This is a genomic window from Anabaena sp. TISTR 8404, assembly GCF_056847745.1.
Genome location: NZ_CP180578.1, coordinates 81,143 through 106,636, shown reverse-complemented (window position 1 = coordinate 106,636; position 25,494 = coordinate 81,143). Strand labels below are relative to the sequence as shown.

The window sequence follows — 25,494 nt, the reverse complement described above, 5'->3', positions numbered from 1 at the left end:
AACTTAGACACCACCAAGCTTGCATTCCTGTAACCCATAACCTTTCACCTGCTATAGCTGCTCATTTTCCGGTACGATAGCTGCCATGTATCCTTTTCAGTCAGCTTCGGCGATCGCATTTCATCACTTAAAACCCTAGCTATGACAACTTCCCCAGAACTTTCTACAAGTTGGTATATTCTGCTACAGCAATTAATAGATGGTCAATCTTTGACTCGCCCCCAAGCAGCGGAATTAATGCAAGGGTGGCTGAGTGAAGCCGTTCCTCCAGAGTTATCAGGAGCAATTTTAACAGCCCTCAATTTTAAAGGCGTTTCCGCCGAAGAATTAACTGGTATGGCTGAAGTCCTACAATCTCAGAGTAGACCACTCAGCACTCAATCCTCAGCACTCAGCACTGTCATAGACACCTGCGGTACTGGTGGCGACGGTTCATCGACTTTTAATATTTCTACGGCGGTAGCTTTTGTGGTGGCGGCTTACGGTGTACCCGTAGCTAAACATGGTAATCGTTCCGCTTCTAGTTTGACAGGTAGCGCGGATGTGTTAGAAGCATTGGGTGTCAACTTAAGCGCTCCTAGCGAAAAAGTCCAAGCAGCATTACAAGAAGTCGGGATCACCTTTTTGTTTGCCCCTGGTTGGCATCCAGCTTTGAAATCAGTAGCGCAATTGCGCCGGAATCTCAGAATTCGGACTGTTTTCAACTTACTGGGGCCGTTAGTCAATCCCTTGCGTCCGACTGGGCAAGTAGTGGGGTTATTCACACCCAAACTTTTAGAAACTGTCGCTCAAGCATTACATAATCTGGGCAAACAAAAAGCGATCGTTTTGCATGGGCGCGAAAGAATTGATGAAGTAAGTTTAGGAGATTTAACTGACTTAGCTGTGTTATCTGATGGTAAAGTGCAGTTAACTACGATCAATCCCCAAGAAGTCGGTGTAACACCTGTCTCTATAGACGCGTTGAAAGGTGGAGATGTGCAGGAAAATGCCGAAATTCTCAAGGCTGTGCTGCAAGGTAAAGGAACAACAGCACAACAAGATGCCGTAGCGTTAAATGCTTCGTTAGCGCTACAAGTTGCAGGTGCGATCCCATTGCTAGATCATGCGCAAGGTGTGAGTGTCGCTAAGGAAATTCTACAGAGCGGGAGTTCTTGGGCGAAGTTGGAGGAACTGGTTCAATTTCTATCGAATTGACTTCTGAATGCGATTGGGGACGGAACTCAACAACATTACGTTTAATGGTGACATCGTAGTTACCAAAAAAGTCATGTCCTAACAAACCAGTTTCTAATTCTGTCCCTGCGATCGCAACTGGCACTCGATTCACTTTTACCCCACTAATTGCCATTGAATCCACATAACCCACAGGAAATTCTACGGCTCTGGAACTGGCAGTATTAGCTTTGGCTTTACCTACAGGAATGATCCCCAAGTCGTTAGCCATTTGCTGAGTAATGACAGTACCACTGGCTCCTGTATCCACAATCATGTCGAATTTCTGCTGACCGTTGAAAGTGACTTCAACAATCGGTGTCCCACCAACTCGCCGTTTAATTGGCACAACAAACACATCTTTTTCTGGAGGTATAATTTCTGCTGAGGAAAAAACGCGCTGTTGTGGTGGTTGTCTGGTTGGGATCGGTTGTGGCACAAATTTGGCCGCAGTTTTTGGCTGAGGAACCGCCACTACTATCTTTTGATTGTCGGCTGATGGCGGCTGCAAATTAGGATTTGCCTTTTGCAATGCGTACTTAACCTTGCGCTGGTATTCGACAATTTTTCCTTGAGCAGTAACAAAATCAGGACTTTGGCGACTGACTTGCTCCATAAGGGCGATCGCCTCCTGAAACTGATGTGCCACCAAATTCCAATCTTGAACCGATTGAGCCGATTGGCTAATACTCACGGCTCCTGCGGCTTTGTCTAATCCCAACTCAAAAGAACTTGGCTCAAGTTCCGACGGCGGCAGTGCTTCAGGTTTTGGGCTGGTTAATGGGGCTGCTGATTCGACAGGTGGCTGTACTGATAAATTGTCAGTAACCACAGATTGTTGATTACCAACAGTCTCAGTAGTTTGTTTGTCTTCACTACAGGCAACACCCAAAACGGCTAAAGCGCTTGAGAGAAAAATCAGGGCTGCACGAGATAAAAAAGACTGACGCATAATTGATATCTATTTTACCTACCCAAACAACTGCAAAACCACTTCTGCCAACGATTACCCTGAAAAAATTATGAAGTATGAATTATGAAGTATGAAGTGTAAGACTTTGCATTTGATGATTTACACTTTTTTAGGATGAAGACGCAGTGCCGAAGTAAAAATCTCATATTTCAAACTTCACACTTCAGACTTCATGCTTACCCCATCCCTAATCTATCGCCTATGTCCCTGTCTGACGCAATACCTGCTTTACTTGTCTTGGCAGATGGCACTGCTTACCGTGGTTGGTCTTTCGGTGCGACGGGAACCACCATCGGGGAAGTGGTGTTTAACACTGGCATGACCGGATATCAAGAAGTATTAACCGACCCTAGTTACTGCGGTCAAATTGTGATTTTTACCTATCCTGAATTAGGGAACACAGGCGTTAATCCTGAAGATGAAGAATCGCTGCGGCCGCAAGTGCGGGGAGCGATCGCTCGCAATATTTGTCATAAACCGAGTAACTGGCGATCGACACAATCTTTACCTGACTATCTCAAACAACACCAAATTCCCGGTATCTACGGCATTGATACCCGCGCCCTTACCCGCAAAATTCGGATGTTCGGCGCAATGAACGGTGGGATTTCTACAGAAATTCTCGATGAAGCCGAATTACTAGAACAAGTCCAAGCATTTCCGAATATGGCTGGCTTAAATCTAGCCAAGGAAGTCACCACTTCCCAAGTGTATGAATGGTCAGAACCAACAATCCCTGATTGGGAATTCAACCCAGAAAACATTACCAATGGCGAAGAAACCTTCACCGTTGTTGCCATTGACTTTGGCGTGAAGCGCAATATTTTGCGCCGTTTGGCTAGTTATGGTTGTCGCGTGATAGTTGTTCCGGTAAATACCCCACCAGAAGAAATTCTCAGCTATAACCCAGATGGCATCTTTCTTTCCAACGGCCCTGGCGATCCAGCCGCCGTCACAGAAGGTATTGAAACCGTCAAAGCACTGTTAGACAGCCAAAAACCCATGTTTGGTATTTGTATGGGACACCAAATTTTGGGACACGCCCTAGGCGCAGAAACTTTTAAACTCAAATTCGGCCATCGGGGTTTAAATCAGCCTGCGGGTTTACAACGCCGGATAGAAATTACCAGTCAAAACCACAGTTTTGCAATTAACCCAGATACTTTACCTGAGACCGTTGTTGAAATCAGCCACCTGAACTTGAACGATCGCACCGTCGCTGGTGTCCGTCATAAGACTTTGCCCATATTCTCGGTACAGTATCACCCTGAAGCCAGCCCCGGCCCCCATGATGCTGATTACTTATTTGAGCAATTTGTACAAGCAATGCGATCACTACGCACAGTTACTAACGCTGAGGTTAAGTAAAAATATAAAAAGTGCTAGATGGGAGACTGCCAAACTCAAAAGTTAAAAGGCAAAAGTCAAAAGATTTTTTACTTTTTACTTTTTACTTTTTACTTTGCCTATACTCTGCTATCTCAGCAGGTTGTAGACAACGTGCATAAAAACCATCTATACTTGAGCGTTCACTTTAATGATTGAGGAGGGAATTATTGCTGAGCCACTTAATCTAACCGTAAGCCTGAGAGGCACTCGTGAAGCCCGGGATAACTATCAGCTCTTCCGCCTCACAGGTTTGTTAGATGCCTTTTCTGAACCGACATTTCGCAAGGTACTAGGTAGTAAAATTGACGAGGGGCCAAAGCACATTATTCTGGATCTCTCACAAATTGACTTTGTTGATAGCTCTGGCTTGGGAGCCTTGGTACAGCTGGCCAAGCAGGCTCAAAACGCTGAAGGCACCTTGCAAATTGTCACTAATGCCCGTGTCACCCAAACGGTCAAACTTGTTCGCTTAGAGAAGTTTCTCTCTCTGCAAACCACAGTGGACGCGGCTCTAGAAAACATCAAGGAGTCTTGATAGTTTGACCTGAGGGTGAAATTCAGCTATCCGATGTTTATCTGGATAGCTTAATTTTTATAAAAGCTGGACGCTAACCTCTCTCCTTGTGAGAGAGGTATAAAAACCAGCCATCTTGATATACCAATATTTAAATAATTAATAAATTTCTTCGAGATAGGAAATAGAGAACAAAGAACGGAGAATAACAAGGAAAACCGAAAAGTTAGTTAACATCCCCCTTCGGTTTAGGATCAGTCCAAAGAACTCTTACTGTTCCCTGTTCCCTGTTCCCTGTTTCCTAAATATGCAAACTAGCAACGGAAAAGATAGAATTAATTGGGCAATCCTGATAGTATATATTGTGCTACGTAAGATATTCTCAGCATTTTAAAGAAAAATCAAACATCCAAGAGTATTCTGTTAAGGAATGATGAATTTGTGAACTCCCAGGCGGCAGAGCCAACAGATAGACAAGATGAACCTCCGACATCTGATTCATCTTGGATTCAAGCCTGTTTAGCAAACACAGTGCAACTACACCAAGAAATTTCCCCAACACAAGTGCAGCAAATTTCTCCTGCTGCTTTAGCATATGTAGGAGACGCAATTTACGAGCTTTATGCTAGGATATTCTATCTATTGCCATTACAGCGGCTAGAAACTTACCACCGTTTGGTAGTGGCCCAGGTGAGAGCGGAGACACAAGCCCTACATTTGCGATCGCTGATTCCTCATCTGAGGGAAGCCGAACTAGAAATTGTCCGCAGGGGGCGTAATGCTTCTACAGGACGACCTAAGCGCCTTGCTCCCGAAATTTATCAACAGGCAACCAGCTTAGAAACTTTGATTGGTTATTTGTATCTTACCGATATCCCACGCTTAACCGAATTGTTGCAGAAACTTTATCTCGAACAAGAGTGAGAAATCTAACCTGGTGAGTAAAAAAAATTGGTGTGTTCGGGTTAGCACCTTTAAGAATTTCAGGATGCCTACTTTTAAGTTAATAAATTGAAACTCATTATGACTAGTAAACCAAAAAAACTCCAGACCTCTGGTGAACCCAATCGTGGGCGAACTGTGAAAATTAAAAGCAAGCGTTTTATTGGTAATCCTATTCGGAAAGCCAAACCAGGAGATCGAGAAAATAATCTTGTTGGTAGTCCCATCCGCAAAGCCAAACTGGAAGAGCGGGATAATCATCCTACTCCGAAGAATTCGCACTCAAAGCCTCACTTCTCTTTGCCATCTCCTATTGTTAAAAATACAGAAGATAGCGATCTCATCTACGGTCGTCATCCAGTCTTAAGTGCTTTAGAAAATCAACGGGAACTGAATCGCATTTGGGTGACACCTCGGTTACGCTACGATCCCCGATTTCACAATTTGCTGCTCCAAGCAAAAGAGCATGGCACAGTTATCGATGAAGTAGACCCTAAGCGCTTAGACCAAATTACCGAAGGCGCTAATCACCAAGGTATTGCAGCCCAAATTGCACCTTACTCTTACCTGGAACTACCAGACTTAATAGCCAAAGCAAAATCTGTCGCCAACGATCCCGTGATTGTCGTAGCTGAAGGGATCACTGACCCCCACAACTTGGGAGCTATTATCCGTACAGCTGAAGCAATTGGCGCTCAGGGTTTAGTCATCCCCCAAAGGAGGGCTGTTGGTATCACCTCAACAGTGGTAAAAGTAGCAGCAGGAGCTTTAGAAAACTTTGCCGTAGCTAGAGTAATTAACCTGAGCCGTGCTTTGGAAGAGCTTAAAGAAGCTGGTTTTTGGATTTATGGTACCGCTGCTACAGGTAGCGAACCTATACATACAGTGCGATTAACCGGGCCTGTAGTTTTAGTTATCGGTTCAGAAGGTGAAGGTTTAAGCTTGCTAACTCAACGTGCATGTGATGTTTTGGTGTCAATTCCCTTACAAGGAAAAACCCCTAGTCTAAATGCCTCAGTTGCCGCTGGGATGGCACTTTATGAGGTTTATCGCCAACGTTCTTTGAACACTTTGTATCTAGATAAGTTACAAAAACCTCTTTGAAAAAAAAGAGCAAAAGAGTATAAAGAAATGTAAATCAAACAAAATAGCAGCGTAGTATCTAACAACCACTACCAGTTTGATCAACCAGCAACTACCATGAAAACCATCGGGTACAACATGAAAGAAGCTTTAATCAACACATTTAATAGTCTCGGATTAGCTTGGTGGGTAGAGATTGTCACACAAAGCCCCCGTTGCACTTACTATTTTGGGCCATTTCTCACTTCTGCTGATGCCAAATTAGCTCTGAAAGGCTACGTAGAAGATTTAGAGCTTGAAGGCGCACAAGGAATACAAGTGAATGTGAAACGCTGCAAACCAAATAATTTGACAATTGCCGAAGACCTGGGGGAACGGATTGACCGCAAAGTAAAGCCTGCCTTTAGCGGTCAGATGTAATTTAGGCTCAATTGAAGTATGAAGTATGAAGGATGAAGTATGAAATTACCTTAACTATCAGGTGATGGGGCTGGCAAATAAAAATTCTTCGCTTCATTCTTCATTCTTTTTAGGTCATGGGTTAAAAGACCACAAACTGTGAACTAGAAACTATTGACTCCTAACTATTTGGGGATGGGCTTCTAGCCATTGGTCAATGTCGCTCAGTACTTGATGCGGAATTTCCCAGGGGAAAAGATGCGCTGTATTGGGATAACATTGCCACTGACTATTCTTGAGATGTTTGGCAGTTTCTAAGCTAGATTCGGCTGTGATGTGGCGGTCTTGAGCGCCTGCTAGTACTAGGCTAGGGCAATTTATCTGCTCTAGTTCTGTTAAGCGGTTGTATTTAGACCGTAGGGCAGTGGATAAGGCACGAGTCGCAGCAGCCGAGGTTTGCCAATAAGCTGGTACAGCTTCTTTGGCGATGTATTTATAGGCAGTAGCGTTATGTTGCTGAATCAGGTAACGAAATAGCGATCGCTTGCCAAATGTATCAATATTCCACTGCCAACTAGGCTTAATTAAATTCAATATAGCGGCAATTCCTGTATATAGGTTATCCTGCCAAGTTACTGGGGGATGGTTGCCATAAGGTCTAGCAGCTGTGGCTACCAAAATTAGCCCAGTGATGCGCTGTGGCATTCTTAAGGCTAACTCCATTGCTAAAATGCCTCCGAGTGACCAACCCAATACCAGGCATTTTTCAATTTGAAAGTGGTCTAAAAGCGCCTCTAGGTCAGTTAAATGATCTGGCATGACAAAATTACCTTGATAGCGACTTTTGCCGTAGCCACGCAAATCAGGGGCAAAAGTTTGAAAGCGTTTTGATAAGTGATTGGTAAATACTGAAAGACTACGAGCAGAACCAGGATGACCATGTATCGCTAAAATAGGAAATCCTTGACCTTGAACGTAGGTGTTCAGACTGGCAGCACCCACAGTTTGAATCATACAATTTTAGATTTTGGATTTTAGATTTTGGATTGATTGATGAGTTTTGGCTATGCTATCAGCTTAATTTTTTTTACAGGAAATTAATTTCATACTTCACCTTTCACACTTTATTAGCTGACTTGAAAATTAAAATTAAAACTAGCCCAATTCTTCACATCTAAGATGTAGGAATCGGTAGCTGTACCATTCATTTCGGCTGTAGAGATAGTGGCGTTATGTAAATCTTTCAATACAGCTTGGGCTATTTCCCCAGGATTTACCAATGCACCAATGGGTTGTTGGTCACCGGTGGGATATTTAGCAGTTTCTAAAGTTTTGAGAGTGGCGCTGAAGGGTGCAGTACTAAGAATTAATTGGTGTTCGCACTCGTAAGCTGGCCCTGAAATCGTCCATCCAGATGTAGCAGCACTTTTTGGCAAGGTGATAGTTTCACCAGCAGGGATCACCACTTGTTGCAGTAGAGGTTTAGTTTCCGAAGAGTTTGGTTCTTCCGAGGTTTGCCAAGGATAAAAAGCGATCGCAGTTCTATAGTTTTTCAAACCTAATAGCATTAAATATACTGGGCGATCGCTTTTATTTTGTATTCGGTATTGAATGCGACTACCAATCGGTATAACTGGAGTGCTGAGTGCTGAGTGCTGAGTGCTGAGTGATTTTTTAGTTAGCGTTTTTGTGTCAAGAATGCGTAAGGTTTCGCGTTGTACAATTATCTTGGGCGAGATTCCATTAACTATCTCTAAACTGCCCTTGATTGATAGACGGGAAGAACCTTCATTTTCTGTGAGTCGCCATAACTTTGCTGCTAATAGATGGGGTATTTTGGCTGCTAGTCGCGTTACTGCTACTTTCACTGCTTCTCCAACTTCGCCAGCACTGTTGGTAATTAACTGTCCACCAGCAGCAAATAAACCGTAGCGGCTAGGAGTTTGCGAAAGTTTACCAAACACGTAATCTGCTGGTTGTTCTCCAGTGACAATAGTAACCATAGATGCCATTGCAGCAAAGGCGCTGGTAGCATCTACTCGTTCAATTCTTTCCAGCCCAGAATCTAAGGCTATATTTAAACTAATATTTCGGGGTAAAACCCGGACTGCTTCTTGGATAAGTTGCCCAACTTGTGGGGGATTTGCTGATTCTAAACTAGAGATTTGCGCTTTTGCCGTTAACCCTGTACGCGATCGCAATATTAGCGATTCTCCATTCCCAGATGTTAATTGAGAATTCGCACTGTAGTATTCCAGTACTTGTGGTGGTATTCCTCCTAACCACAATTGAACAGTTTTACCGTCTTCTTCTGTAGCAATAATTGCTCCTTCTGCACCGATATTTTGGTCTAACAGCAAATTCTCGTTAGTCAGTACTTTTTTATCAGTAACTAAATTGGGCTGCTGTTTACTACCCCATTTGTACATTGCGCTATCCACATGGGAGAGGCTGAATTGCAGCGTTGTGGCTGGAGTAGTTTCCCAGAGATACTGGGTTAAAGCATAAGTAAATAAGCCAGCACTAAAACCAGAAAACAGTCCTTCCTTTGCTACCTGTTTGGCATCAGAAGTTGCAGATAAGATGACAGCGGTGCTGAGAGAAGTTTTAGTTTTGAGTTGCTGGAGAAATTCGATTTCTGCGGTTGCTAACTTTGCGGCTAACTCTTGACGAGCGCGAATTCGCAGTCCTGTTGGTTGAATTGTACTAGGAGCATCATAACTAGTATCTAATACTGCTGTGACGCGTTCTGTAGGCAGCGATCGCAATAATAAAAACAGAGTTTCTTCTAACAGATAAGTGGCTATCTTTTCATCTTGAATTTCTAAATTTTCGTTCGTTGGCACTAAAGCGTTTTGTAGCGTATCTGCGGAATCATTTAATTTGATGCGAGTGCCATAACCGCTAAAGTGAAAGACGACTACATCATCAGATTTAACTTGTTTACCAAGATGATCTAAAAAAGCTGCCTCAATAAATTCACGGCTGGCTTGTTCATCAGTTAACGTCAAAATATTTGTAGGTAAAAAGCCAAACCGATGAATCAACAATTCTTTTTGCAGTTCAACATCAGTGAGACAACCACTGAGCGAGGGACTTTTGCGGTATTGATTAATGCCGATTAATAATGCTAATTTCCGGGGAGTGGGTTGTGCTAAAGCTTGGGAATAGCGATCGCTCCAAGTTAGCAATTCAGCTTCAGTTACACCCAACACCGCGAGTATTGAGCCAATCCTTTGTAAAAAAGTCCGACGCTTCATAAATTAGCTATCAGTCCTCAACCTGTCAGCTAACAGCTTAAAGGGCTGAAGTCTTGACTGTAAAGTTAAAGTTTTTACTATTTACCCCTTGACAAACTACACCAGTAGTTAATTCAGCCAAAATCTCTGAGTTAATTACCAGACGTGGGGAAATAATTCCCCTTGTCTCATGACTATGTTAATGCTGGAATTGGAACTCGCATTGCACGAGCCAATTCTGCTGCAACTTCTGGACGGGAGAATTCTGGTGGTGGTAACTCACCACGACGCAGCATTTCTCTCACCTTAGTTCCTGATAAGTGAATGCGTTCTTCAGGTTTGCTAGGACTAGTTTTAGTCGTCGCCATTTGCTTGGTGCGTGTGCAGTAGAACGCGTGTTCAAACTTCATTGGTACAATACCGATTTCATTTGGCTCAAATTCATCAAAGATATATTGAGCATCATAAGTACCGTAGTAATCACCAACACCAGCATGATCACGTCCGACAATGAAGTGAGTACAGCCGTAGTTTTTACGAACTAAAGCATGGAAAATTGCTTCACGGGGGCCAGCATAACGCATGGCGGCTGGGTTGATGGCTAAAATCACCCGGTCTAAGGGGTAATAATGTTCTAGCAAGATTTCATAGCAACGCATCCGCACATCAGCTGGGATATCATCTTCTTTGGTTGCGCCAACTAGCGGATGTAAAAATAGACCATCCACAGTTTCTAAAGCGCACTTTTGAATATATTCATGAGCGCGGTGGATGGGGTTACGAGTTTGAAAACCTACAATTGTTTTCCAGCCTTTTTCTTTAAATAACTGGCGTGATGCGGCAGGATCAATTTGATATTTGGGGAAGTGGGGGTGTTCTTCACGTTGTAGTAACCAGATATCACCAGCAAGATGAACTGAACCTTGGTTATAAAGTACCTTTACCCCTGGATGTTTTGCTTCATCGGTGCGGTAAACATTAATCGCTTCACGGGTTTTGTCGTAGTGATATTTTTGCGTGAGTTGCAAAACACCAATATACTCACCTTGGGGGTTATCCAGACGGATGTAATCGCCTTCCTTCAGGGGAGCAGCGACTTCCTCGGTTACCGAAAGTGTAACTGGGATAGACCATACCAGACCGTTAGCGAGACGCATTTCTGTAACCACGCGATCGTAGTCTGACTGATTCATAAAACCAGTGAGTGGACTAAAAGCACCGATCGCAATCATTTCGACATCCGAAACCGCACGCTCATCTAATTGCACGCGAGGCAAAAATTCCGCCTTAGAAAGAAATTCTTCTCTTTGTTCCGGCGTAGCGATGCGATTAACTAACTCTCCACCGTGCGGCGCAATAGCATCTTGATGGTGACTCAACGTAATCCCCTCTTCGAGTTAATGTAATTGTTGCAAACTATGTACTAACTAACTTATCAAATGCTGGTACAGAGAGAAAAAATAGTTCTGTGAATTGCCAATAAGAACTCAAAGTTAAACAGCTAAGTTTAAAGCCAGATTGGACTCATATTTGATTTTTGAACTAGAGTGGTAGGCAATCTCACCCTATGTTCCCTAAATTTAAGGGCGAACCGCCGTTCGCCCCTACTCATATCAATTTCCTTTAAAGGTGAAACAGATTTTTTTGTAGAGACGTTGCATTGCAACGTCTCTACAGAATAAGAAGCAGCGATCGCTATCAATCCAAAGTTACGAAAGTGAACAACAGCGTGAACAATTTGGATGATGAGATCGCCTGTTCTGCCCCACATTCAGCTAATAAGCTAAAGATTCCGGTCATTGTTGATCTCCTATGAATTGATTGGACTCATTCAACTCTCTGCCAATCATCCTGAGTTTTCGCAAATGCGGCTTCATACTTTTCTAACAGCAAGGCATTATTTTTATAAAAGTGTTGATGCTCATTTATTTGATTAGTTGGAGCTTCCCGACTGTACCTTGGTCGTATCGCAAGTTTAGCGCAGGTGCAATTATACACCTATAGCCAGTCTTGGGATCTGGATCACAAGAACCAAGTCCGCCACCACGAAATAGGTTGTCCCAAATACTATACGGCTGTGTATAGATGCGGCTGATGGCGTTGCCTTGTCGGAATGGCTGATCGATGAAATTCAGCACTGCTCTACCTTTTCGACCATCGTACCAGAAGACAGCGTTAAAAGCACCAGGTACAGGCATATAACCCTGAGCCGAGCTAAACGTGCGAAACGGCGAATTTCTGAATGGAACGCTCACACTCAAATCACCTACCCCAGTCTCATCATTGATATTGCGTTGATAGTTGATTTTGTTGACAAACTCCACCGGGATATCAGCACGGCGTAGGCTGGCGGCGTATCGGGCATCATTTGTATAAATAGCCAGTGTATAAAGATGAAAGGCTCCAGGGATGTTCACTCCAGCTTGCAGCGCATCGCTTGGTTCAGACACAAGGATAGCTATATCAATCGCTACTTGATTCTGCTCCAGTGGCTCTCGGTTGTCCACAACCGGAGCAATGCCTCGAAAGTTGGCGATCGCTATAATTCCTTGGCTATCGTTGCCAAATCCGAGTTGTGATGCAGGTACGATGTTGTATCCGGGGGGCAAAAGAGGAAGCAGTTTAGACTTATCAACCGCAATCACATTGACAATTTCTTGTCCTAGTGAATTGCCATAGGTATGCAGAACTTCCACATCTGCACGAGCCGAAGGAGTCAGGCACAGCATAACTGAAAGCGGAGTGATTGACAGGGCTGTAATTGTTGATAATTCAAAACCGAGTTTTTTGATGTTCATAAAATTTCCTGATTAAAAAAGCTTTGGGATAGTGCGTGGAACAGTTTGGACAATCACTAGCTCATCATGGTATCCCGAATTGTAGATACAAATTGTATATATGAGCTAAAATGCAATTTGAATGGGATAAAAATAAAAATCAGCAAAATTTAAAAAAACATGGCATCAGCTTTGAGGAAGCTATAGAAATATTTGATGGCATTGTATTCACCAACATTGATGACCGTTTTGATTACGGAGAAATCAGAGAAATTAGTATAGGAGCAATACAAAATGTGGTGATTATTACTGTTGCTCATACCGACAGAGCCGGAGTTATCCGCATTATTTCAGCTAGAAAAGCAACTCTAAAAGAAAGGAAAACATACTATGAATATCTCAGCCAAACGACTTGAAGAAATTCAGAATATTCCCGATGAAGATATCGATACTTCTGATATCCCTGAATTAGATTCTCATTTTTGGGAAAATGTCCAACTTGTTCAACCTATTACTAAACAAGCAATCTCATTAAGAATTGATAGTGACGTTTTGCAATGGTTTAAAAATCAAGGTAAAGGCTATCAGTCTTTAATGAATGCGGTATTACGAACTTACGTTGAACATCAGAGTAAGATTCAAAACGGAACCCAACATTAAATTAGTATCTTGGTAGACTGGGTGTATCTTACTAATAAAACATCGCAATTTTCATTTTTACAGCATAAAATTAACTGAGTTACAATATCTGCAAATCTCAACAGAGGTGCTACAAACAAAGATGGCAACCCTTCATCTCAATACTGAGCAAGTCATCACACTAGTCAAGCAACTAGCAATTTCAGAGCAGCGTATGATCTTGCAAGCCATCAAAGCAGAGCAAGATATTTGGTGGCAAAATAGGCTTGATCAAGGAGAATTACAGATGCGCTCTTTGAGTACAACACGTGGACTCAACTGGGATATTATGACTGAACAAGAGCGAGAAGAATTCATAGACAGTATCTTGCACGAAAAGTAATGATATCTTATGTCGTTGTGTTCGATACAAATACACTCTTTTCAGGTTTAGGTTGGCGAGGTAGTCCCTATCGCTGTTTAGAACTTGCAAGAAATGGGCAGATAGAATCTGTAACTTGTCGAGAGATTTTATTAGAATTACGCGAAAAGTTACAAACAAAGCAAAATCGCTCTCCGATGGATGCAGCCATTGATATTGAGCAAATTCTTGCTTTTTCCCGCTTGGTAGAAATTCCTAATAGCTTGAAAGTTGTTGTGGATGATCCTGATGACGATATGGTAATTGAATGTGCAGTTGTGGGAAAAGCAACACATATTATCACAGGTGATAAGCATCTACTGGCATTCAACAAGTATCAAGACATTCATATTCTCAAAGCTGCTGCTTTCCTAGAATTGCTTGCTTGATATAACTACAAAAGATAGCTAATTCTTCACGAGTAGTGTGAGAGGACGAAGTTATATCCTGCGCCTTCATGAGTACCACTCGCAGCACAAGCTCCTTTATTGTCATAACCGTTGTAAAACATTACCTTACACTTCTGACAGTAGCGCCATTCCTCCTGTGCTGTTGATGTTGGTGGAACATCATGTGGGAGAACAAAATTAAATCCGGCAGCTTTATGAGTACCGCCCGCAGGACAAGCTCCTTTAGCGGCTTCTCTATTGAAAAACATTGCTTGACACTTATGGCAGAAACGCCAATCACGCTGTGCATTTGCTGTTTCTGCGCCACCATAGGGAAGAGTAAACTCATAGCCTGCTGGTTCATGAACACCACCGCCAGCACAGGCTCCCTTATTGTCATAACCGTTGAAAAACATTGCCTGACACTTACGACAAAAGCGCCACCTATCTTGTACTCCACTAGATTCAGCTAAAACAGTAGCAAAATCATTAAACACAACTGCACCTGTTGCTGCTCCAATGAAACCAACGCCTGCCTTTAAAAATTGGCGACGGGAAAACTCATCGTACATAATATTCGTTCCTTTTCAATACTTTATATCTGTTCTGTCTAATACCTTAGATTTTGAATTTTTTAGTATTGTGTAAGTTGGGTTAGACGCATGAAAAATATTTGATACTAAACAGACAATTCTATTTTGTGTCGTAACCCAACATTAATAATTTTGGGCAAAGAGAAATTATTGTCGAGAAATTTCAAGAGGTAAATTACCTACAGGATGATGTTGGGTTCTACTCCGTTTCACCCAAACTACTATCTACTAGGCTGTAGGTGGATCGCCAAATTTTACGCTAGAACAGTTATCAACACGATAATTATTTGATTTTCTTTTCCCCTCAAAAATCTTGCTTACTCCATCTCCTGAGATTCTACCTCCTATGATAAGTTCTAAAATTGCATCCCAATCTAGCCGAGCTTTAGGACTTTTAAAAAGTATCCACTTATATTTACCAGAATTTTCACCAAAGAAAACTCCGCTTCCTACTTCTTCATCACTTTGCACAAAGTTTTGACTGATGAAAACTTCTATTGGCGCATCTGTAAGTTTCTCTATGTAAACGCTATTTTCAGTTGTCCTAAACTGTTTATCATCATAAAATGTTACCCCTGATCCTGCTGAACCGAAAATTTTTACTGATGTTGCTTCACCTTCATAATTACCATTAGGGCCTAGCCTACCATTCAAGCTACCTGCATCTGAATCAGTAAGCTGTAACTTGAGTATTCCTTTTTCATAAATTTCTACTTTTTGTGGCTTTGTACTCATCTACACCAGGAATAACAGTTCCAGTTTTGGCGACGAGGCTTAACCTTCCTTTTGACCAGATATACACTCCAGTCTCATTGACACCATTGTTCTCAATCTGGGCGCTAAAAGCGACATCTCCTGAGTTGTTGAGGTGATAAGTGGAATCACTGTTGGCTGCTGTGACTAATGTTCCACCACCGGGCAGGCGATCGCCAGGACAAGCTACTGCGGTGGTTGTGCCTTTTGAATAAAGGAAAACACCAGTGCTTTGCAAAATATCATCAGTTGCTGGTGTCAAATCACCGATAAAGACGATATCTCGGCGATTATTTATGACTCCTCCAAAGGCAAGGCGGTACTTACCATCACAGCGAGTATTAGTATTTTCGCCTTGGTAAGCAATTGATTGGATTCTGCCAGTTGCAGCATTTTTCCAATACACACTCTCACCACAGATATAAGGACTCTGACTAATAGTGATACATTCTTCGCCCTTGATGTGACCACCAAAAGCGACATCACCCCGATCATTTATCCAGCCATTGGTTGCTGCATCAAATGTGCCACCATCAGGAGCGAAGTCACCGGGTTTCACCACAGCAGAAATTTTGCCTTTTTTGTTGGCTAAGTAAAGGCCTGCACCAATTCCACCATTACCTGTTCGACCGGAGTTAGTATTCACCAAACCAGTGAATAAAGCTTCACCTTGGTTATTGATGCTGGTATGAAAAAAAGTCCCTAAAAATTTTCCCCCTTCAGGCGCGGGAGTTGTACCAGGTACTAATAATGGCTGCACTTTACGTTCGCTATTTAAAAAGCGATAGACACCAGAGTTAGAGTCAAAACCATCAGGTGCATAAGGTTCTATAAAAGGCTCAAGTAAAGAAGTGAACACCGCATCACCACTGTCATTCAAGCCCACACGACCCAATATTCCCAGTGTAAATGTGCTACCACCAGGAGCAGTTTGGCCTGAACAAGCAAGTGCTTTGAGATTTCCAGGACGACCGATAAACACTCCTTGACCTTGCACTGATAAATCAGCAACAAAAGCTACTTCACCACGATTATTGAGTGCAGAGGTTTCAAAATCACCAGTGTAGCTGCCACAATTTTGTGAATCAGGAGATTGTTCACCTTGAGTTGCTACTGCTGTGAAAGTGTATCCACCTGCCAAAGCAAAACCGGAATTAATGCCAATAAATCCTGATGTTAGGAAGACACCCGCAGCTATTTTCAAAGCTTTTTGCCCATATCTGTGACTTTTTATGGGCAGTGGAGCAGTGTAAACTTGATGGTTGTCGATACGGTTATGTCCATTCTGTATTTGTTGACTAATACTCACATTAGCCATGTTTATTCCCTTCCAAATAATTATGATGTGGTTTTAACAACACAGAACCATTACCAAGCTCATATAAGCGTTGATAGTACTCTAAGGGATTTCCGCAGTTAAGTCGCACATATTCTTGCGACTTTGAACAAAATCTTGCTATGACTTGCGAAATTGTGTCGGACTCATGCCAGTGTATTGGCGAAAACACCTAGCAAAATGGCTCGGATTAGCAAAACCGCAATCTAATGCTATTGATGTCACTGTTAGTTTTGACTGCCTGAGCAAATTTTTTGCCTGTTCTACTCGTTGGTGAATTAAGTATTTATGGGGTGACATTCCTGTTGATTGCTTGAACAGGCAACAGAAATAATACTGGCTCATGTCAAGTTCACTGGCAATTTCACTCAGGGAAATATTTTCACTTAAATGTTCCTGGATATACTCAATGGCTTGCTTGAGCTTTCGTTTAGACAAGCCATCCTCATATTCTCGAAACTGATGGTTGCGGGTGGAGTAATAGCGTAACAGATGAGCCGCAAGTGCCGTAGCTAATGAATCGGCATACCAACAACTGCCAATCCCATCTTCTTCTAAACTTGATTTGAGTGCTAGAGCAATTTGGTGAATTAATAAATCAACTTTTTTTGGTATTAGTAAAAGTTCGATGTGATCGGGGTTCACCGATTCATAAGCAATCTGAGCCACAAATTTTGGCTCTAGGCAACATTGAATCCACTCCATTGTTTGAGTACTGGAGTTAGAACGGAGTTCATAAGGTAAATCAGCTGGAAAAACTTCAATACAGCCACTTGTATATTCTTTTTCTTGATAAGAAACTTTTTGCAAGTGACCTTCTGAGACCACTTCTAAATCAATTGCCTGATGCCCTAGTGGAACAATGATGATGTGTTGAAAGTTAGATGCTTCAGGTAAATTGATCGATGTTTGGCGGTAATGGGCAAGCTGAATGCTACTCCAACCCGATTGGAAACTTGCTACAAGAGGCGGATTGGGCAGGAATTTTGGCCAATCAACATTATCAATCACCAAAGATTGCTTGACAGACATCATCGCTTCCTTTTTTCTAGCTGTTTTGGGTGATGCGATCGCCACTGAAATTTAGCAATGTTGTAGATAGATATTGTTCACGGCAGATAAGCAGCAGATTGCAGGGTTAATATATAAACTCTTCCTTGTGGAATTTTTACAACTGTTGCTTTTTTAGGAGAAAGTAGCCCGACTACAATACCTAATCCATTTCCGGCGAGTGCGCCTTGTTTGATTGCATCGACATTGTTTACATTAGTTGCACCGATGACAGTTCCAGCGACTGTTTGTCCCAGTAGGCTGGCTTCACGCGCCTGATCAATACCCGATTGCAGCGTCACCGTTTCTCCAGGAATGAAGATGTTCGATGCTTGTATGGGGATGGTTTTGCCACGGACAACTAGGAAATCTGCCTCTAGTGTCATACCCTTTTTACCAGGTTTGAGACGGACGCTAATCAGGGAGTTCTTGGGTGCGACTTCATTACCTGCGTCGTCAAAAATCGGTTCGGCTAGGGAAAGTGTGGTTATTTGTTCGGTGTTGGCATTGATGATGAGATCGGAAGGAAAAGCAATGGCGATCGCAGTCGATTCAGGAATTTTACGTGAAGCAGGTGGAAGTTCAGCAGAAGGCGCGGGTTGAACTGATTGGGTTTGATCTTCAGAGTGCTTCGTTCCTTGATCAGAGGTTTCAGCATAAACAGGAATATAAGGAGTTATGCAAGTTAAAGCTGCAATTAAGATTACTGGTAAGTCCGTTAATTTCATAGTTGTTTCCTATAGTCTTGGAAATGCAGGGCAAACGTATCTAAAGTACTCTTGATCGCAACCAAGATTAAGAACCAAAGAAAAAATCGGTATTTCTCGTTTGATTGATTTTTCAAACCTCAAAGCTATCGCCTAAAATCTTGCTCAATAAACTTGACTGAATGCGATTAATCTGAGCTTTGTTAAGAATAGAATTTCTTTGTTGACAAGATGCGTCTGCCCTGACAATTTCACAGTAGTATTGAAGCTATGAGATTTAGCAATTTGCTCAGAATTTTGGGAATAAGTCTTGCGAGTCTATAGCTTTCGTTTCGTTCTCATAATCGCCTGGTTCAACGCAATTGTCAGGTGGTGTTACAGTTTTGTCTTCGCATTGAATACAAGCACCATTATGGATCAGCGTCCAACCAATACGATTCAAACCGTAATCTCTTTTAGTGTCATAAACTCCAGAAAAATTTTCTCGGAAACAGCCTTTTTCAAAAAGCGCATTTTCTTCGCTACCGGTTGCTTCGTTCGCTTTAGCAGAAAAACTGATCGTTGGAAAAAACAGTAGAGACAGTGCAGATGCAACAAGGAACTGAGTATTCATGACATTTACTCTACATATAAATTTTTTGCTGATTTTAAAAGAGGCTTACCATTTCAACAGGTTTTCTATAAACTTATTGTTTGATTCGATTTTCAAGCCTTCTATTTTGCCTTCCGTGATAATTCTGACGGATTGAACTTGTGCATCGGCTTGAAAAGCAGCTTGGTCTCTTGCAGCAGCAGCTTTGACTAATTCGCTACATTTTTGCCCAGCTGTGGTGGGTGTAGAGATTTTGGAATACTCGTCATCTCGACTACTGTTGTGGGATGAGTTTGAGCGATCGCGTTTGCCTTCATCCGAACTTGCAGAATTACGTGATGAAGTTCCTTCATAAGCTCCATTTAAGCCTATGCCCATGTAACTCGCTCCACCAGAGATTTTTTTGCCATTCGTACTAGATTGATTCTCGGTTATCTTCCAAGCATCGCTCGAACCGGATTGATATGCGCTATCCCTTGCTGATGCACTCCGATGTTCAGCCTCGGCCTTTTCCACTATGTCATCACATAACAAACGTGGATCGGAAGATAAAGTGCTACTATTGGGATCTAGAATTGAGCCACTATATGTATCTAAAGGCCCTGCAAAGGCGGGGACTAAAGGAATAAAACAGGTTGCGGTAGTGATTATAGTTGCTGCAATTTGAATTGGTTTCATAGTTGCGCTCCACTTAATGTTGTAGTGCGTAGTTACGTGTACTTTTGACACTAATCTAAGGGATTTCCGCAGTTAAGTCGCACATATTCTTGCGACTTAGAACAAAATCTTGCTATAACTTGCGAAATTCTGTCGGACTCATACCTATGTATTTGTGAAAATACTTAGCCAAATGACTTTGATTGGCAAAACCGCAATCTAGTGCTATTGATGTCACTGTTCTTTCTGACTGTCTAAGCAAATGTTTGGCTTTTTCTATTCGCTGGCGAATTAAGTATTTATGAGGTGATATTCCCGTTGATTGCTTGAACAGGCGACAGAAGTAATACTGGCTCATGTCGAGTTCATTGGCAATTTCATTCAAGGATAAGTTCTTACCTAAATGTTCTTGGATATACTCAGTAGCTTGCTTGAGCTTTGGTTTAGACAAGCCATCTTCATATTCTCGAAACTGATGATTGCGCGTAGAGTAATAACGTAATAGATGCGCGGACAATGCGGTAGCCATTGAATCGGCGTAAAAACAACTACCAACTTTATCTTGTTCTAAACTTGACTTGAGTGCTAAACCAATCTGTGCAATCAATGGATCAGCTGTTTTCCGAGTAAGTAAAAGTTCAACGTGATCGGGGTTCACCGACTCATAAGCAATTTGAGCTACAAATTTTGGCTCTAGATAGCAGTTAATCCACTCTATTATTAGAAAAGTGGAAATAGAACGGGCGCTAAAAGGTAAATCAGCAGGAACGACTTCAATACAGCCACTTGCATAATCTTTTTCTCGATATGAAATCGTCTGCAAACGACCCTCATAGACGTATTCCAAGTCGATTGCCTGATGTCCTAGTTGCAATAAAGATCATGTGCCGAGGGCTGGATACTTCAGGCAAATCGATCGATGGTTGGCGATAATGAGCAAGCTGAATACTACTCCAACCCGACTGAAAACTGGTTAGAATTGCTGGACTCAGCAGAAACTTCGGCCATTCAAGATAGTCAATCACCAAAGGTTGTCTGACAGACATCATGGCTTTCTTTTTTCTACGCCTGGGGGATTATACGGGCTTTTAAGATGTAAAATTACACTTAATAAGCAGTATATCTTCTTGGGTGCCACGAAAGTGATAGCGAGCTATTTGGATAACATTCTTGTGTGAAAACTTCCTGGCATTGCCTAGTTACAGCATGAATTAAGACTTTTGCAGAGAGCTAAAGATAGATTCTTTGGCCTACTGTGAAGGTTTGAGCGATCGCACCCTGAAAAAACAGTACCTTAGAATAAAATCTTGCTATAACTTGCGAAATTCTGTCGGACTCATACCTATGTATTTCTGAAAACACTTAGCCAAATGGCTTTGATTGGCAAAACCGCAATCTAGGGCGATTGATGTAATGGTTCGCCCTGGCTGTCTGAGTAAATGCTTGGCTTTTTCTATTCGCTGGCGAATCAAGTATTGATGCGGTGATATTCCTGTTGATTGCTTGAACAGGCGACAGAAGTAATACTGGCTCATATCGAGTTCATTGGCAATTTCACTCAGGGATAAGTTCTTACCTAAATGTTCTTGGATATACTCAGTAGCTTGCTTGAGCTTTGGTTTAGACAAACCATCTTCATATTCTCGAAACTGATGATTGCGCGTGGAGTAATAGCGTAACAAATGAGCCGCAAGTGCCTTAGCCATCGCATCGGCGTAAAAACGACTACCAATCCTATCAGCTAAACTTGATTGAAGTGCTATACCAATCTGGTGGATAAATAAATCGGGTTTTTTCAGTGTCAGCAACAGTTAGACTTGATCAGGATTCACCGATTCATAAGCAATTTGAGCTACAAATATCGGCTCTAAATATAGCTTAATCAACTCCATTGATTTAACAGTCGGAAGAGAATGGAGACTTATCGGTAAGTCAGCAGGATAGATTTCAATGCAGTAATTAGCATAGTCTTGTTCTCGATACGAAACTGTCTGTGGATGTCCTTCAGCGACAAATTCCAAATCAATTTTGTGATTCCCGATGGGAATAAGGACAACGTGTTGATAATTGGATATTTCAGGTACATCAAGCGAAGGGTGACAGTAATGAGCAAGCTGAATGCTATTCCAGCCTGATTGAAAACTGGTTAAGAGGGGCGGATTTATGAGAAACTTCGGCCAATCAAGATAGTCAATCACCAAAGGTTGCTGGATAGACATCGCCGCTTCCATTTTTCTACGCCTGGGGGATTATACTGAATTTTAAGATGTATAATTACACCTAGTAAGTAGCATAACTTCTTGGGTGACATCAAAGCGAAGATGATTTGTATTAAAGTCGAATGAAGTTTTGGGATGTGCTATGTTCTACGGAACTGTTTCGGACTCATACCTGTATATTTGTGAAAATACTTAGCAAGATGACTGGGATTGGCAAAGCCGCAATCTAGGGCGATTGATGTCACTGTTCTTTCTGGCTGTCTGAGCAAATGTTTTGCTTTTTCTAATCGCTGGCGAATTAAGTATTTATGAGGTGATATTCCCGTTGATTGCTTGAACAAGCGACAGAAGTAATACTGGCTCATGTCGAGTTCATTGGCAATTTCATTCAAGGATAAGTTCTTACCTAAATGTTCTTGGATATACTCAGTAGCTTGTTTGAGCTTTTGTTTAGATAACCCATCCTCATATTCTCGAAATTGATGGTTGTGCGTGGAGTAATAGCGTAATAGATGAGCCGCAAGTGCCTTAGCCATTGAATCTGCGTAGAAATGACTGCCAGCCCCATCTTGTTCTAAACTTGACTTGAGTGCTAGACCAATCTGGTGAATCAATAAGTCAGGTTTTTTAGGTGTCAGTAAAAGTTCAACGCGATCAGGATTCACTGATTCATAAGCAATCTGAGCTACAAATGTCGGCTCTAGATAGCACTGAATCCATTCCATTGTTTTAAAAGTTGAATGAGAACAGAATCCATAAGATAAACTAGAGGGAAAGACTTCAATACAACCACTGGCATAGTCTTTTTCTTGATACGAAACCGCATACTCCCGATCCTCACAGATAACTTCAAAATCAACTGCATGATGCCCTATGGGAATCATGATGAGGTGTTGAGAGTTGAATACTTCAGGCACATAGATCAAGGGTTGGCGGAAATGAATAAGCTGAATGCTACTCCAACCCGATTGAAAACTTGTCAGCAGGGGCTGTTGTGGAAAAAACTTTAGCCAATCAACACAGTCAATCACCAAAGGTTGCTTGACAGACATCATCGCTTCCATTTTTCTACGCCGGGGGGATTATACTGAAGCTTAAGATGTATAATTACACCTACTAAGAAGCATATCTTCTTCAGTGACACAAAAGCGACGATGATCTGTATTACACTTTTTTGCCAAATGAGACTTTGGGAGAGTTCTTGAACTCTGCGATGTTGTAATTCCCAGTCGGAGGTGATCGCATTTTCCCAAAAATTATTGAAAAACTAGAGCCTTAGAACTCGAAAGGCCAAGTTCTGAGGCTCAAATGTCGCGTTCAGAAACTGAAAAGTTTATTTAACTAAACTGCTCAATTATGCCGCCGCCTAAGACTTTTTCCCCATCGTACCAAACTGCCGCTTGTCCAGGGGTGACGCTGAACTGTGGTTCATCAAACACCAAACGGACGCGGGAATTTTCCAGAGGAATTACCGTAACTGGTACAGGGTGAGAACGATAGCGGACTTGCACTTCGGCGTGAATTGGGGTGGCTGGTTCAGCGATGGAAACCCAGTTTACTCGCCCGACTGTACATTCTGGTTGAGTTACCTTGGTGCGATCGCCTACCACTACACGATTATTCACAGCATCTAATTCCACGACATACAACGGTTCCGCCGCCGCAATTCCCAAACCTTTACGTTGACCAATGGTGTAATGATGGACACCATCATGCTGTCCCAACACTTTGCCTGTGGTATCCACAATATCGCCTTTTTTGGGAGCAAGATACTTATCCAAAAATGCCCGCATGGAACCGTTGCTTTCGACTAAGCACAGGTCTTGACTTTCTGGCTTGTCTGCGGTTTTCAAACCATATTCAGCAGCAATCCGACGCGTATCTGCTTTTTCCAGTTCTCCTAAAGGAAATACGGAAGCTGCGAGTAAATCTTGAGACAAATCATACAAAAAGTAAGACTGGTCTTTGTTGCGGTCAACTGCTCTTACTAATTGATAACGCCCAGTTGCTGCGTCATAATTAATCCGGGCATAATGACCAGTAGCAATGCGATCGCATCCCAATTTTTCATGGGCATACTCCACCATTGGCCCAAACTTTACCGTTTTATTACACTGCGAACAAGGCAACGGTGTAATTCCCGCACTGTAACCAGATACTAAATAATCAACAATATTTGTCTGAAAGACATCACGAATATCTACAACTTCATGGGGAATTCCCAGTTGTTCGCAAATATAAGCCGCGTCGATCATTCCCTCAGAGCAACATTGCCCTTTGCCTTTCATTAGCCAAAGGGTTAAACCAATCACTTCATAGCCCTGATTGTGCAAAATAGCAGCAGCAGTGGAACTGTCAACACCACCGGAAAGACCAACGACAACTTTTTTCATATCTCTAATTGTTTTTAGACTAGCAGCTACTGGCGACAGAGATTAAAACTAATAATTCCATTACTCAAGGTGCAAGTAGAGGCTGTTCATACAAGCACAACACGGCAGCTGCGCGACTGCTCAATTGTAGCATATATATCTCAAACCCTTGCTGGTCAAGCACTTGAGTTCCTAACTAAAAATCTTTCAAACCCGTTACCCGTTACCCGTTCCCCATTCCCTGTCCCCTGTTCTTTGTCCCCTGTTCTTTGTCCCCTGTTCCCCGTTCCCTAATATGTATCCATTGCCACCTAGCTCTGCTGATTTTATGCTTAGACTATATAGTTTGAAAAATCTTGTAACTACTATGTCCATGCAGTTATCAGGTCAGTTTATTTCATCGCCAATAATACCCTTATTTTTGGGAAGTTGCTTAGCATTTATTTCCCATCATCAGCCAGTCCAAGCGCAAATCAACAGAAATCATATTTTGTTATCGCAACAAACAGTAATTGAGACATTACCACCACCGCCAGATACTTCAGTAATTCCAGATAATCAACAACCTTTACCTCAAATACAACCAGGGCAAATTGAGCAATATGACCCTAATCCTCTGGTTTATCCATCAACAGAAAATCAATCTCAGCAAAATCCTGTAATTTTTCAACCAAGCCAGCCAAATCAATATAGCCAGAACTTTGAACGTTACTTTGTATATGTTGATAGCGATAATTACCAAACGCTACAACAAGTCCGCCAAGTTGAACCAGGGGCTTACATCCGTCAATATCAAGGACGTTCTATTATCCAGTCAGGAGTTTTTAACAGACAATCTAATGCCCAACAGCGTGTGAGGCAATTAGAATCTTATGGTATTCGTGGCGCACGGATTGTCACCTTTGCTAACGGGCAAGAAATACAGACTTTTAATAGTCGAGGATATTCTGAAAACACAAATAATAAATACTATGTTGTCATTCCTGGTAAAGTACAAGATTTACCTGCAATCACAGACAAAATTATCCGCAATGTGGGAAATTCTAACTTAATCCAAGAAAGACAAAAACCGCTTGGCCCTCATGTAGCCGTAGGGCCTTTTGCTGAACGTGGTGAAGCAGACAGATGGAATAAATATATGCAAGAGTTGGGATTTGGTAATTCTAGAGTTTACTACAACAGATAAGTGCTGAGTGCTGAGTAAGGAGTTAAAAGTAAAGAATGAGCAATATCAATTGAAGAGTTTATTCAAATCT

Annotated in this window: 28 protein-coding genes; 11 read left to right on the top strand and 17 right to left on the bottom strand. The window is 42.1% G+C overall.

Annotated elements, in window-relative coordinates; translation table 11 throughout:
- The first annotated feature begins 141 nt into the window (after positions 1-141).
- A complete protein-coding gene (gene trpD, locus ACMX3D_RS00585) occupies positions 142-1,197 on the top strand; it encodes an anthranilate phosphoribosyltransferase (protein WP_482749560.1) in 1,056 nt (351 codons plus the stop codon).
- Here trpD and ACMX3D_RS00580 read toward each other — a convergent pair.
- Entirely contained in the window at positions 1,127-2,167 is a 1,041-nt protein-coding gene (locus ACMX3D_RS00580; protein WP_482749559.1) for a retroviral-like aspartic protease family protein, read from the bottom strand. The genes trpD and ACMX3D_RS00580 overlap by 71 nt on opposite strands.
- Positions 2,168-2,389: 222 nt before the next feature.
- Here ACMX3D_RS00580 and carA point away from each other — a divergent pair, with 222 nt between their 5' ends.
- The 5 genes from carA to ACMX3D_RS00555 all read left to right on the top strand — a co-directional run bounded on the left by carA (position 2,390) and on the right by ACMX3D_RS00555 (position 6,536).
- A complete protein-coding gene (gene carA / locus ACMX3D_RS00575; protein WP_482749558.1) occupies positions 2,390-3,556 on the top strand; it encodes a glutamine-hydrolyzing carbamoyl-phosphate synthase small subunit in 1,167 nt (388 codons plus the stop codon).
- Between the two features lie 169 nt (positions 3,557-3,725).
- Positions 3,726-4,112, top strand: coding sequence for an STAS domain-containing protein (locus ACMX3D_RS00570; RefSeq protein WP_482749557.1), 387 nt, complete (start codon positions 3,726-3,728; stop codon positions 4,110-4,112).
- Between the two features lie 420 nt (positions 4,113-4,532).
- On the top strand, positions 4,533-5,015 hold the full coding sequence (locus tag ACMX3D_RS00565) for a Mini-ribonuclease 3 (RefSeq protein ID WP_482749556.1): 483 nt from the start codon (positions 4,533-4,535) through the stop codon (positions 5,013-5,015).
- 99 nt (positions 5,016-5,114) lie between these two features.
- Positions 5,115-6,137, top strand: coding sequence for a 23S rRNA (guanosine(2251)-2'-O)-methyltransferase RlmB (gene rlmB / locus ACMX3D_RS00560; protein WP_482749555.1), 1,023 nt, complete (start codon positions 5,115-5,117; stop codon positions 6,135-6,137).
- A gap of 96 nt (positions 6,138-6,233) precedes the next feature.
- A complete protein-coding gene (locus ACMX3D_RS00555) occupies positions 6,234-6,536 on the top strand; it encodes a DUF1816 domain-containing protein (protein ID WP_482749554.1) in 303 nt (100 codons plus the stop codon).
- A gap of 150 nt (positions 6,537-6,686) precedes the next feature.
- On the opposite strand, the gene ACMX3D_RS00550 is transcribed toward ACMX3D_RS00555, so the two are convergent.
- The 4 genes from ACMX3D_RS00550 to ACMX3D_RS00535 form a co-directional block, all read right to left on the bottom strand.
- Positions 6,687-7,529: an alpha/beta fold hydrolase gene (locus tag ACMX3D_RS00550; protein ID WP_482749553.1), complete on the bottom strand. Its 843-nt coding sequence runs from the start codon at positions 7,527-7,529 to the stop codon at positions 6,687-6,689.
- A 113-nt stretch (positions 7,530-7,642) separates the two neighbouring features.
- Positions 7,643-9,775 (bottom strand): caspase family protein, encoded by a 2,133-nt coding sequence (locus ACMX3D_RS00545; RefSeq protein WP_482749552.1) that lies wholly within the window; start codon positions 9,773-9,775, stop codon positions 7,643-7,645.
- Between the two features lie 173 nt (positions 9,776-9,948).
- Positions 9,949-11,133, bottom strand: coding sequence for a sulfate adenylyltransferase (gene sat / locus ACMX3D_RS00540; RefSeq protein WP_482749551.1), 1,185 nt, complete (start codon positions 11,131-11,133; stop codon positions 9,949-9,951).
- Between the two features lie 546 nt (positions 11,134-11,679).
- On the bottom strand, positions 11,680-12,552 hold the full coding sequence (locus tag ACMX3D_RS00535) for a hypothetical protein (protein WP_482749550.1): 873 nt from the start codon (positions 12,550-12,552) through the stop codon (positions 11,680-11,682).
- Positions 12,553-12,662: 110 nt separating this feature from the next.
- Here ACMX3D_RS00535 and ACMX3D_RS00530 point away from each other — a divergent pair, with 110 nt between their 5' ends.
- From ACMX3D_RS00530 to ACMX3D_RS00515, 4 genes are all read left to right on the top strand, one after another.
- Positions 12,663-12,947, top strand: coding sequence for a BrnT family toxin (locus ACMX3D_RS00530; RefSeq protein WP_482749549.1), 285 nt, complete (start codon positions 12,663-12,665; stop codon positions 12,945-12,947).
- On the top strand, positions 12,922-13,191 hold the full coding sequence (locus tag ACMX3D_RS00525) for a BrnA antitoxin family protein (RefSeq protein WP_482749548.1): 270 nt from the start codon (positions 12,922-12,924) through the stop codon (positions 13,189-13,191). Before ACMX3D_RS00530 ends, ACMX3D_RS00525 begins: the two co-directional genes overlap by 26 nt.
- A 121-nt stretch (positions 13,192-13,312) precedes the next feature.
- Entirely contained in the window at positions 13,313-13,552 is a 240-nt protein-coding gene (locus ACMX3D_RS00520; protein WP_482749547.1) for a hypothetical protein, read from the top strand.
- The gene (locus tag ACMX3D_RS00515; protein ID WP_482749546.1) at positions 13,552-13,959 is read left to right on the top strand and encodes a putative toxin-antitoxin system toxin component, PIN family; all 408 of its coding nucleotides are present in this window, start codon (positions 13,552-13,554) and stop codon (positions 13,957-13,959) included. The genes ACMX3D_RS00520 and ACMX3D_RS00515 overlap by 1 nt, the downstream gene beginning before the upstream one ends.
- A gap of 26 nt (positions 13,960-13,985) precedes the next feature.
- Here the strand turns inward: ACMX3D_RS00515 and ACMX3D_RS00510 are convergent, their stop codons facing one another.
- The 12 genes from ACMX3D_RS00510 to mnmA all read right to left on the bottom strand — a co-directional run bounded on the left by ACMX3D_RS00510 (position 13,986) and on the right by mnmA (position 24,259).
- Positions 13,986-14,531, bottom strand: a complete 546-nt coding sequence (locus ACMX3D_RS00510) for a hypothetical protein (protein WP_482749545.1) — start codon at positions 14,529-14,531, stop codon at positions 13,986-13,988.
- Positions 14,532-14,780: 249 nt separating this feature from the next.
- Complete coding sequence (locus ACMX3D_RS00505) at positions 14,781-15,287, bottom strand: hypothetical protein (protein ID WP_482749544.1); 507 nt, start codon at positions 15,285-15,287, stop codon at positions 14,781-14,783.
- Positions 15,253-16,623, bottom strand: a complete 1,371-nt coding sequence (locus tag ACMX3D_RS00500; RefSeq protein ID WP_482749543.1) for a DUF7453 family protein — start codon at positions 16,621-16,623, stop codon at positions 15,253-15,255. The genes ACMX3D_RS00505 and ACMX3D_RS00500 overlap by 35 nt, the downstream gene beginning before the upstream one ends.
- A 138-nt stretch (positions 16,624-16,761) precedes the next feature.
- Positions 16,762-17,718 carry an AraC family transcriptional regulator gene (locus ACMX3D_RS00495; RefSeq protein WP_482749542.1) on the bottom strand — a complete coding sequence of 319 codons (957 nt, stop codon included), beginning with the start codon at positions 17,716-17,718 and terminating at the stop codon, positions 16,762-16,764.
- Positions 17,719-17,750: 32 nt separating this feature from the next.
- Positions 17,751-18,419, bottom strand: coding sequence for a hypothetical protein (locus ACMX3D_RS00490; RefSeq protein ID WP_482749541.1), 669 nt, complete (start codon positions 18,417-18,419; stop codon positions 17,751-17,753).
- 268 nt (positions 18,420-18,687) lie between these two features.
- Positions 18,688-19,011, bottom strand: coding sequence for a hypothetical protein (locus tag ACMX3D_RS00485; protein ID WP_482749540.1), 324 nt, complete (start codon positions 19,009-19,011; stop codon positions 18,688-18,690).
- A gap of 45 nt (positions 19,012-19,056) precedes the next feature.
- Complete coding sequence (locus tag ACMX3D_RS00480) at positions 19,057-19,668, bottom strand: hypothetical protein (RefSeq protein ID WP_482749539.1); 612 nt, start codon at positions 19,666-19,668, stop codon at positions 19,057-19,059.
- A gap of 112 nt (positions 19,669-19,780) precedes the next feature.
- Positions 19,781-20,494 (bottom strand): helix-turn-helix domain-containing protein, encoded by a 714-nt coding sequence (locus ACMX3D_RS00475; protein WP_482749538.1) that lies wholly within the window; start codon positions 20,492-20,494, stop codon positions 19,781-19,783.
- A 463-nt stretch (positions 20,495-20,957) separates the two neighbouring features.
- Positions 20,958-21,455, bottom strand: a complete 498-nt coding sequence (locus ACMX3D_RS00470; RefSeq protein WP_482749537.1) for an AraC family transcriptional regulator — start codon at positions 21,453-21,455, stop codon at positions 20,958-20,960.
- Between the two features lie 3 nt (positions 21,456-21,458).
- The gene (locus ACMX3D_RS00465) at positions 21,459-21,866 is read right to left on the bottom strand and encodes a hypothetical protein (RefSeq protein WP_482749536.1); all 408 of its coding nucleotides are present in this window, start codon (positions 21,864-21,866) and stop codon (positions 21,459-21,461) included.
- A 140-nt stretch (positions 21,867-22,006) separates the two neighbouring features.
- Positions 22,007-22,930: a helix-turn-helix domain-containing protein gene (locus ACMX3D_RS00460; RefSeq protein ID WP_482749535.1), complete on the bottom strand. Its 924-nt coding sequence runs from the start codon at positions 22,928-22,930 to the stop codon at positions 22,007-22,009.
- 273 nt (positions 22,931-23,203) lie between these two features.
- Complete coding sequence (gene mnmA / locus ACMX3D_RS00455) at positions 23,204-24,259, bottom strand: tRNA 2-thiouridine(34) synthase MnmA (RefSeq protein WP_482749534.1); 1,056 nt, start codon at positions 24,257-24,259, stop codon at positions 23,204-23,206.
- 346 nt (positions 24,260-24,605) lie between these two features.
- Here mnmA and ACMX3D_RS00450 point away from each other — a divergent pair, with 346 nt between their 5' ends.
- Positions 24,606-25,424 (top strand): hypothetical protein, encoded by an 819-nt coding sequence (locus tag ACMX3D_RS00450; protein ID WP_482749533.1) that lies wholly within the window; start codon positions 24,606-24,608, stop codon positions 25,422-25,424.
- Positions 25,425-25,494 lie beyond the last annotated feature (70 nt).

What these genes read in the sequence shown, in the direction of transcription:
- trpD (WP_482749560.1), top strand. Translation starts at nt 142, where the DNA reads ATGACAACTTCCCCAGAACTTTCTACAAGTTGGTATATTCTGCTACAG.
- ACMX3D_RS00580 (WP_482749559.1), bottom strand. Translation starts at nt 2,167, where the DNA reads ATGCGTCAGTCTTTTTTATCTCGTGCAGCCCTGATTTTTCTCTCAAGC.
- carA (WP_482749558.1), top strand. Translation starts at nt 2,390, where the DNA reads ATGTCCCTGTCTGACGCAATACCTGCTTTACTTGTCTTGGCAGATGGC.
- ACMX3D_RS00570 (WP_482749557.1), top strand. Translation starts at nt 3,726, where the DNA reads ATGATTGAGGAGGGAATTATTGCTGAGCCACTTAATCTAACCGTAAGC.
- rlmB (WP_482749555.1), top strand. Translation starts at nt 5,115, where the DNA reads ATGACTAGTAAACCAAAAAAACTCCAGACCTCTGGTGAACCCAATCGT.
- ACMX3D_RS00555 (WP_482749554.1), top strand. Translation starts at nt 6,234, where the DNA reads ATGAAAACCATCGGGTACAACATGAAAGAAGCTTTAATCAACACATTT.
- ACMX3D_RS00550 (WP_482749553.1), bottom strand. Translation starts at nt 7,529, where the DNA reads ATGATTCAAACTGTGGGTGCTGCCAGTCTGAACACCTACGTTCAAGGT.
- ACMX3D_RS00545 (WP_482749552.1), bottom strand. Translation starts at nt 9,775, where the DNA reads ATGAAGCGTCGGACTTTTTTACAAAGGATTGGCTCAATACTCGCGGTG.
- ACMX3D_RS00535 (WP_482749550.1), bottom strand. Translation starts at nt 12,552, where the DNA reads ATGAACATCAAAAAACTCGGTTTTGAATTATCAACAATTACAGCCCTG.
- ACMX3D_RS00530 (WP_482749549.1), top strand. Translation starts at nt 12,663, where the DNA reads ATGCAATTTGAATGGGATAAAAATAAAAATCAGCAAAATTTAAAAAAA.
- ACMX3D_RS00525 (WP_482749548.1), top strand. Translation starts at nt 12,922, where the DNA reads ATGAATATCTCAGCCAAACGACTTGAAGAAATTCAGAATATTCCCGAT.
- ACMX3D_RS00520 (WP_482749547.1), top strand. Translation starts at nt 13,313, where the DNA reads ATGGCAACCCTTCATCTCAATACTGAGCAAGTCATCACACTAGTCAAG.
- ACMX3D_RS00515 (WP_482749546.1), top strand. Translation starts at nt 13,552, where the DNA reads ATGATATCTTATGTCGTTGTGTTCGATACAAATACACTCTTTTCAGGT.
- ACMX3D_RS00510 (WP_482749545.1), bottom strand. Translation starts at nt 14,531, where the DNA reads ATGTACGATGAGTTTTCCCGTCGCCAATTTTTAAAGGCAGGCGTTGGT.
- ACMX3D_RS00505 (WP_482749544.1), bottom strand. Translation starts at nt 15,287, where the DNA reads ATGAGTACAAAGCCACAAAAAGTAGAAATTTATGAAAAAGGAATACTC.
- ACMX3D_RS00500 (WP_482749543.1), bottom strand. Translation starts at nt 16,623, where the DNA reads ATGGCTAATGTGAGTATTAGTCAACAAATACAGAATGGACATAACCGT.
- ACMX3D_RS00490 (WP_482749541.1), bottom strand. Translation starts at nt 18,419, where the DNA reads ATGAAATTAACGGACTTACCAGTAATCTTAATTGCAGCTTTAACTTGC.
- ACMX3D_RS00485 (WP_482749540.1), bottom strand. Translation starts at nt 19,011, where the DNA reads ATGAATACTCAGTTCCTTGTTGCATCTGCACTGTCTCTACTGTTTTTT.
- ACMX3D_RS00480 (WP_482749539.1), bottom strand. Translation starts at nt 19,668, where the DNA reads ATGAAACCAATTCAAATTGCAGCAACTATAATCACTACCGCAACCTGT.
- ACMX3D_RS00465 (WP_482749536.1), bottom strand. Translation starts at nt 21,866, where the DNA reads ATGTCTATCCAGCAACCTTTGGTGATTGACTATCTTGATTGGCCGAAG.
- ACMX3D_RS00460 (WP_482749535.1), bottom strand. Translation starts at nt 22,930, where the DNA reads ATGGAAGCGATGATGTCTGTCAAGCAACCTTTGGTGATTGACTGTGTT.
- mnmA (WP_482749534.1), bottom strand. Translation starts at nt 24,259, where the DNA reads ATGAAAAAAGTTGTCGTTGGTCTTTCCGGTGGTGTTGACAGTTCCACT.
- ACMX3D_RS00450 (WP_482749533.1), top strand. Translation starts at nt 24,606, where the DNA reads ATGTCCATGCAGTTATCAGGTCAGTTTATTTCATCGCCAATAATACCC.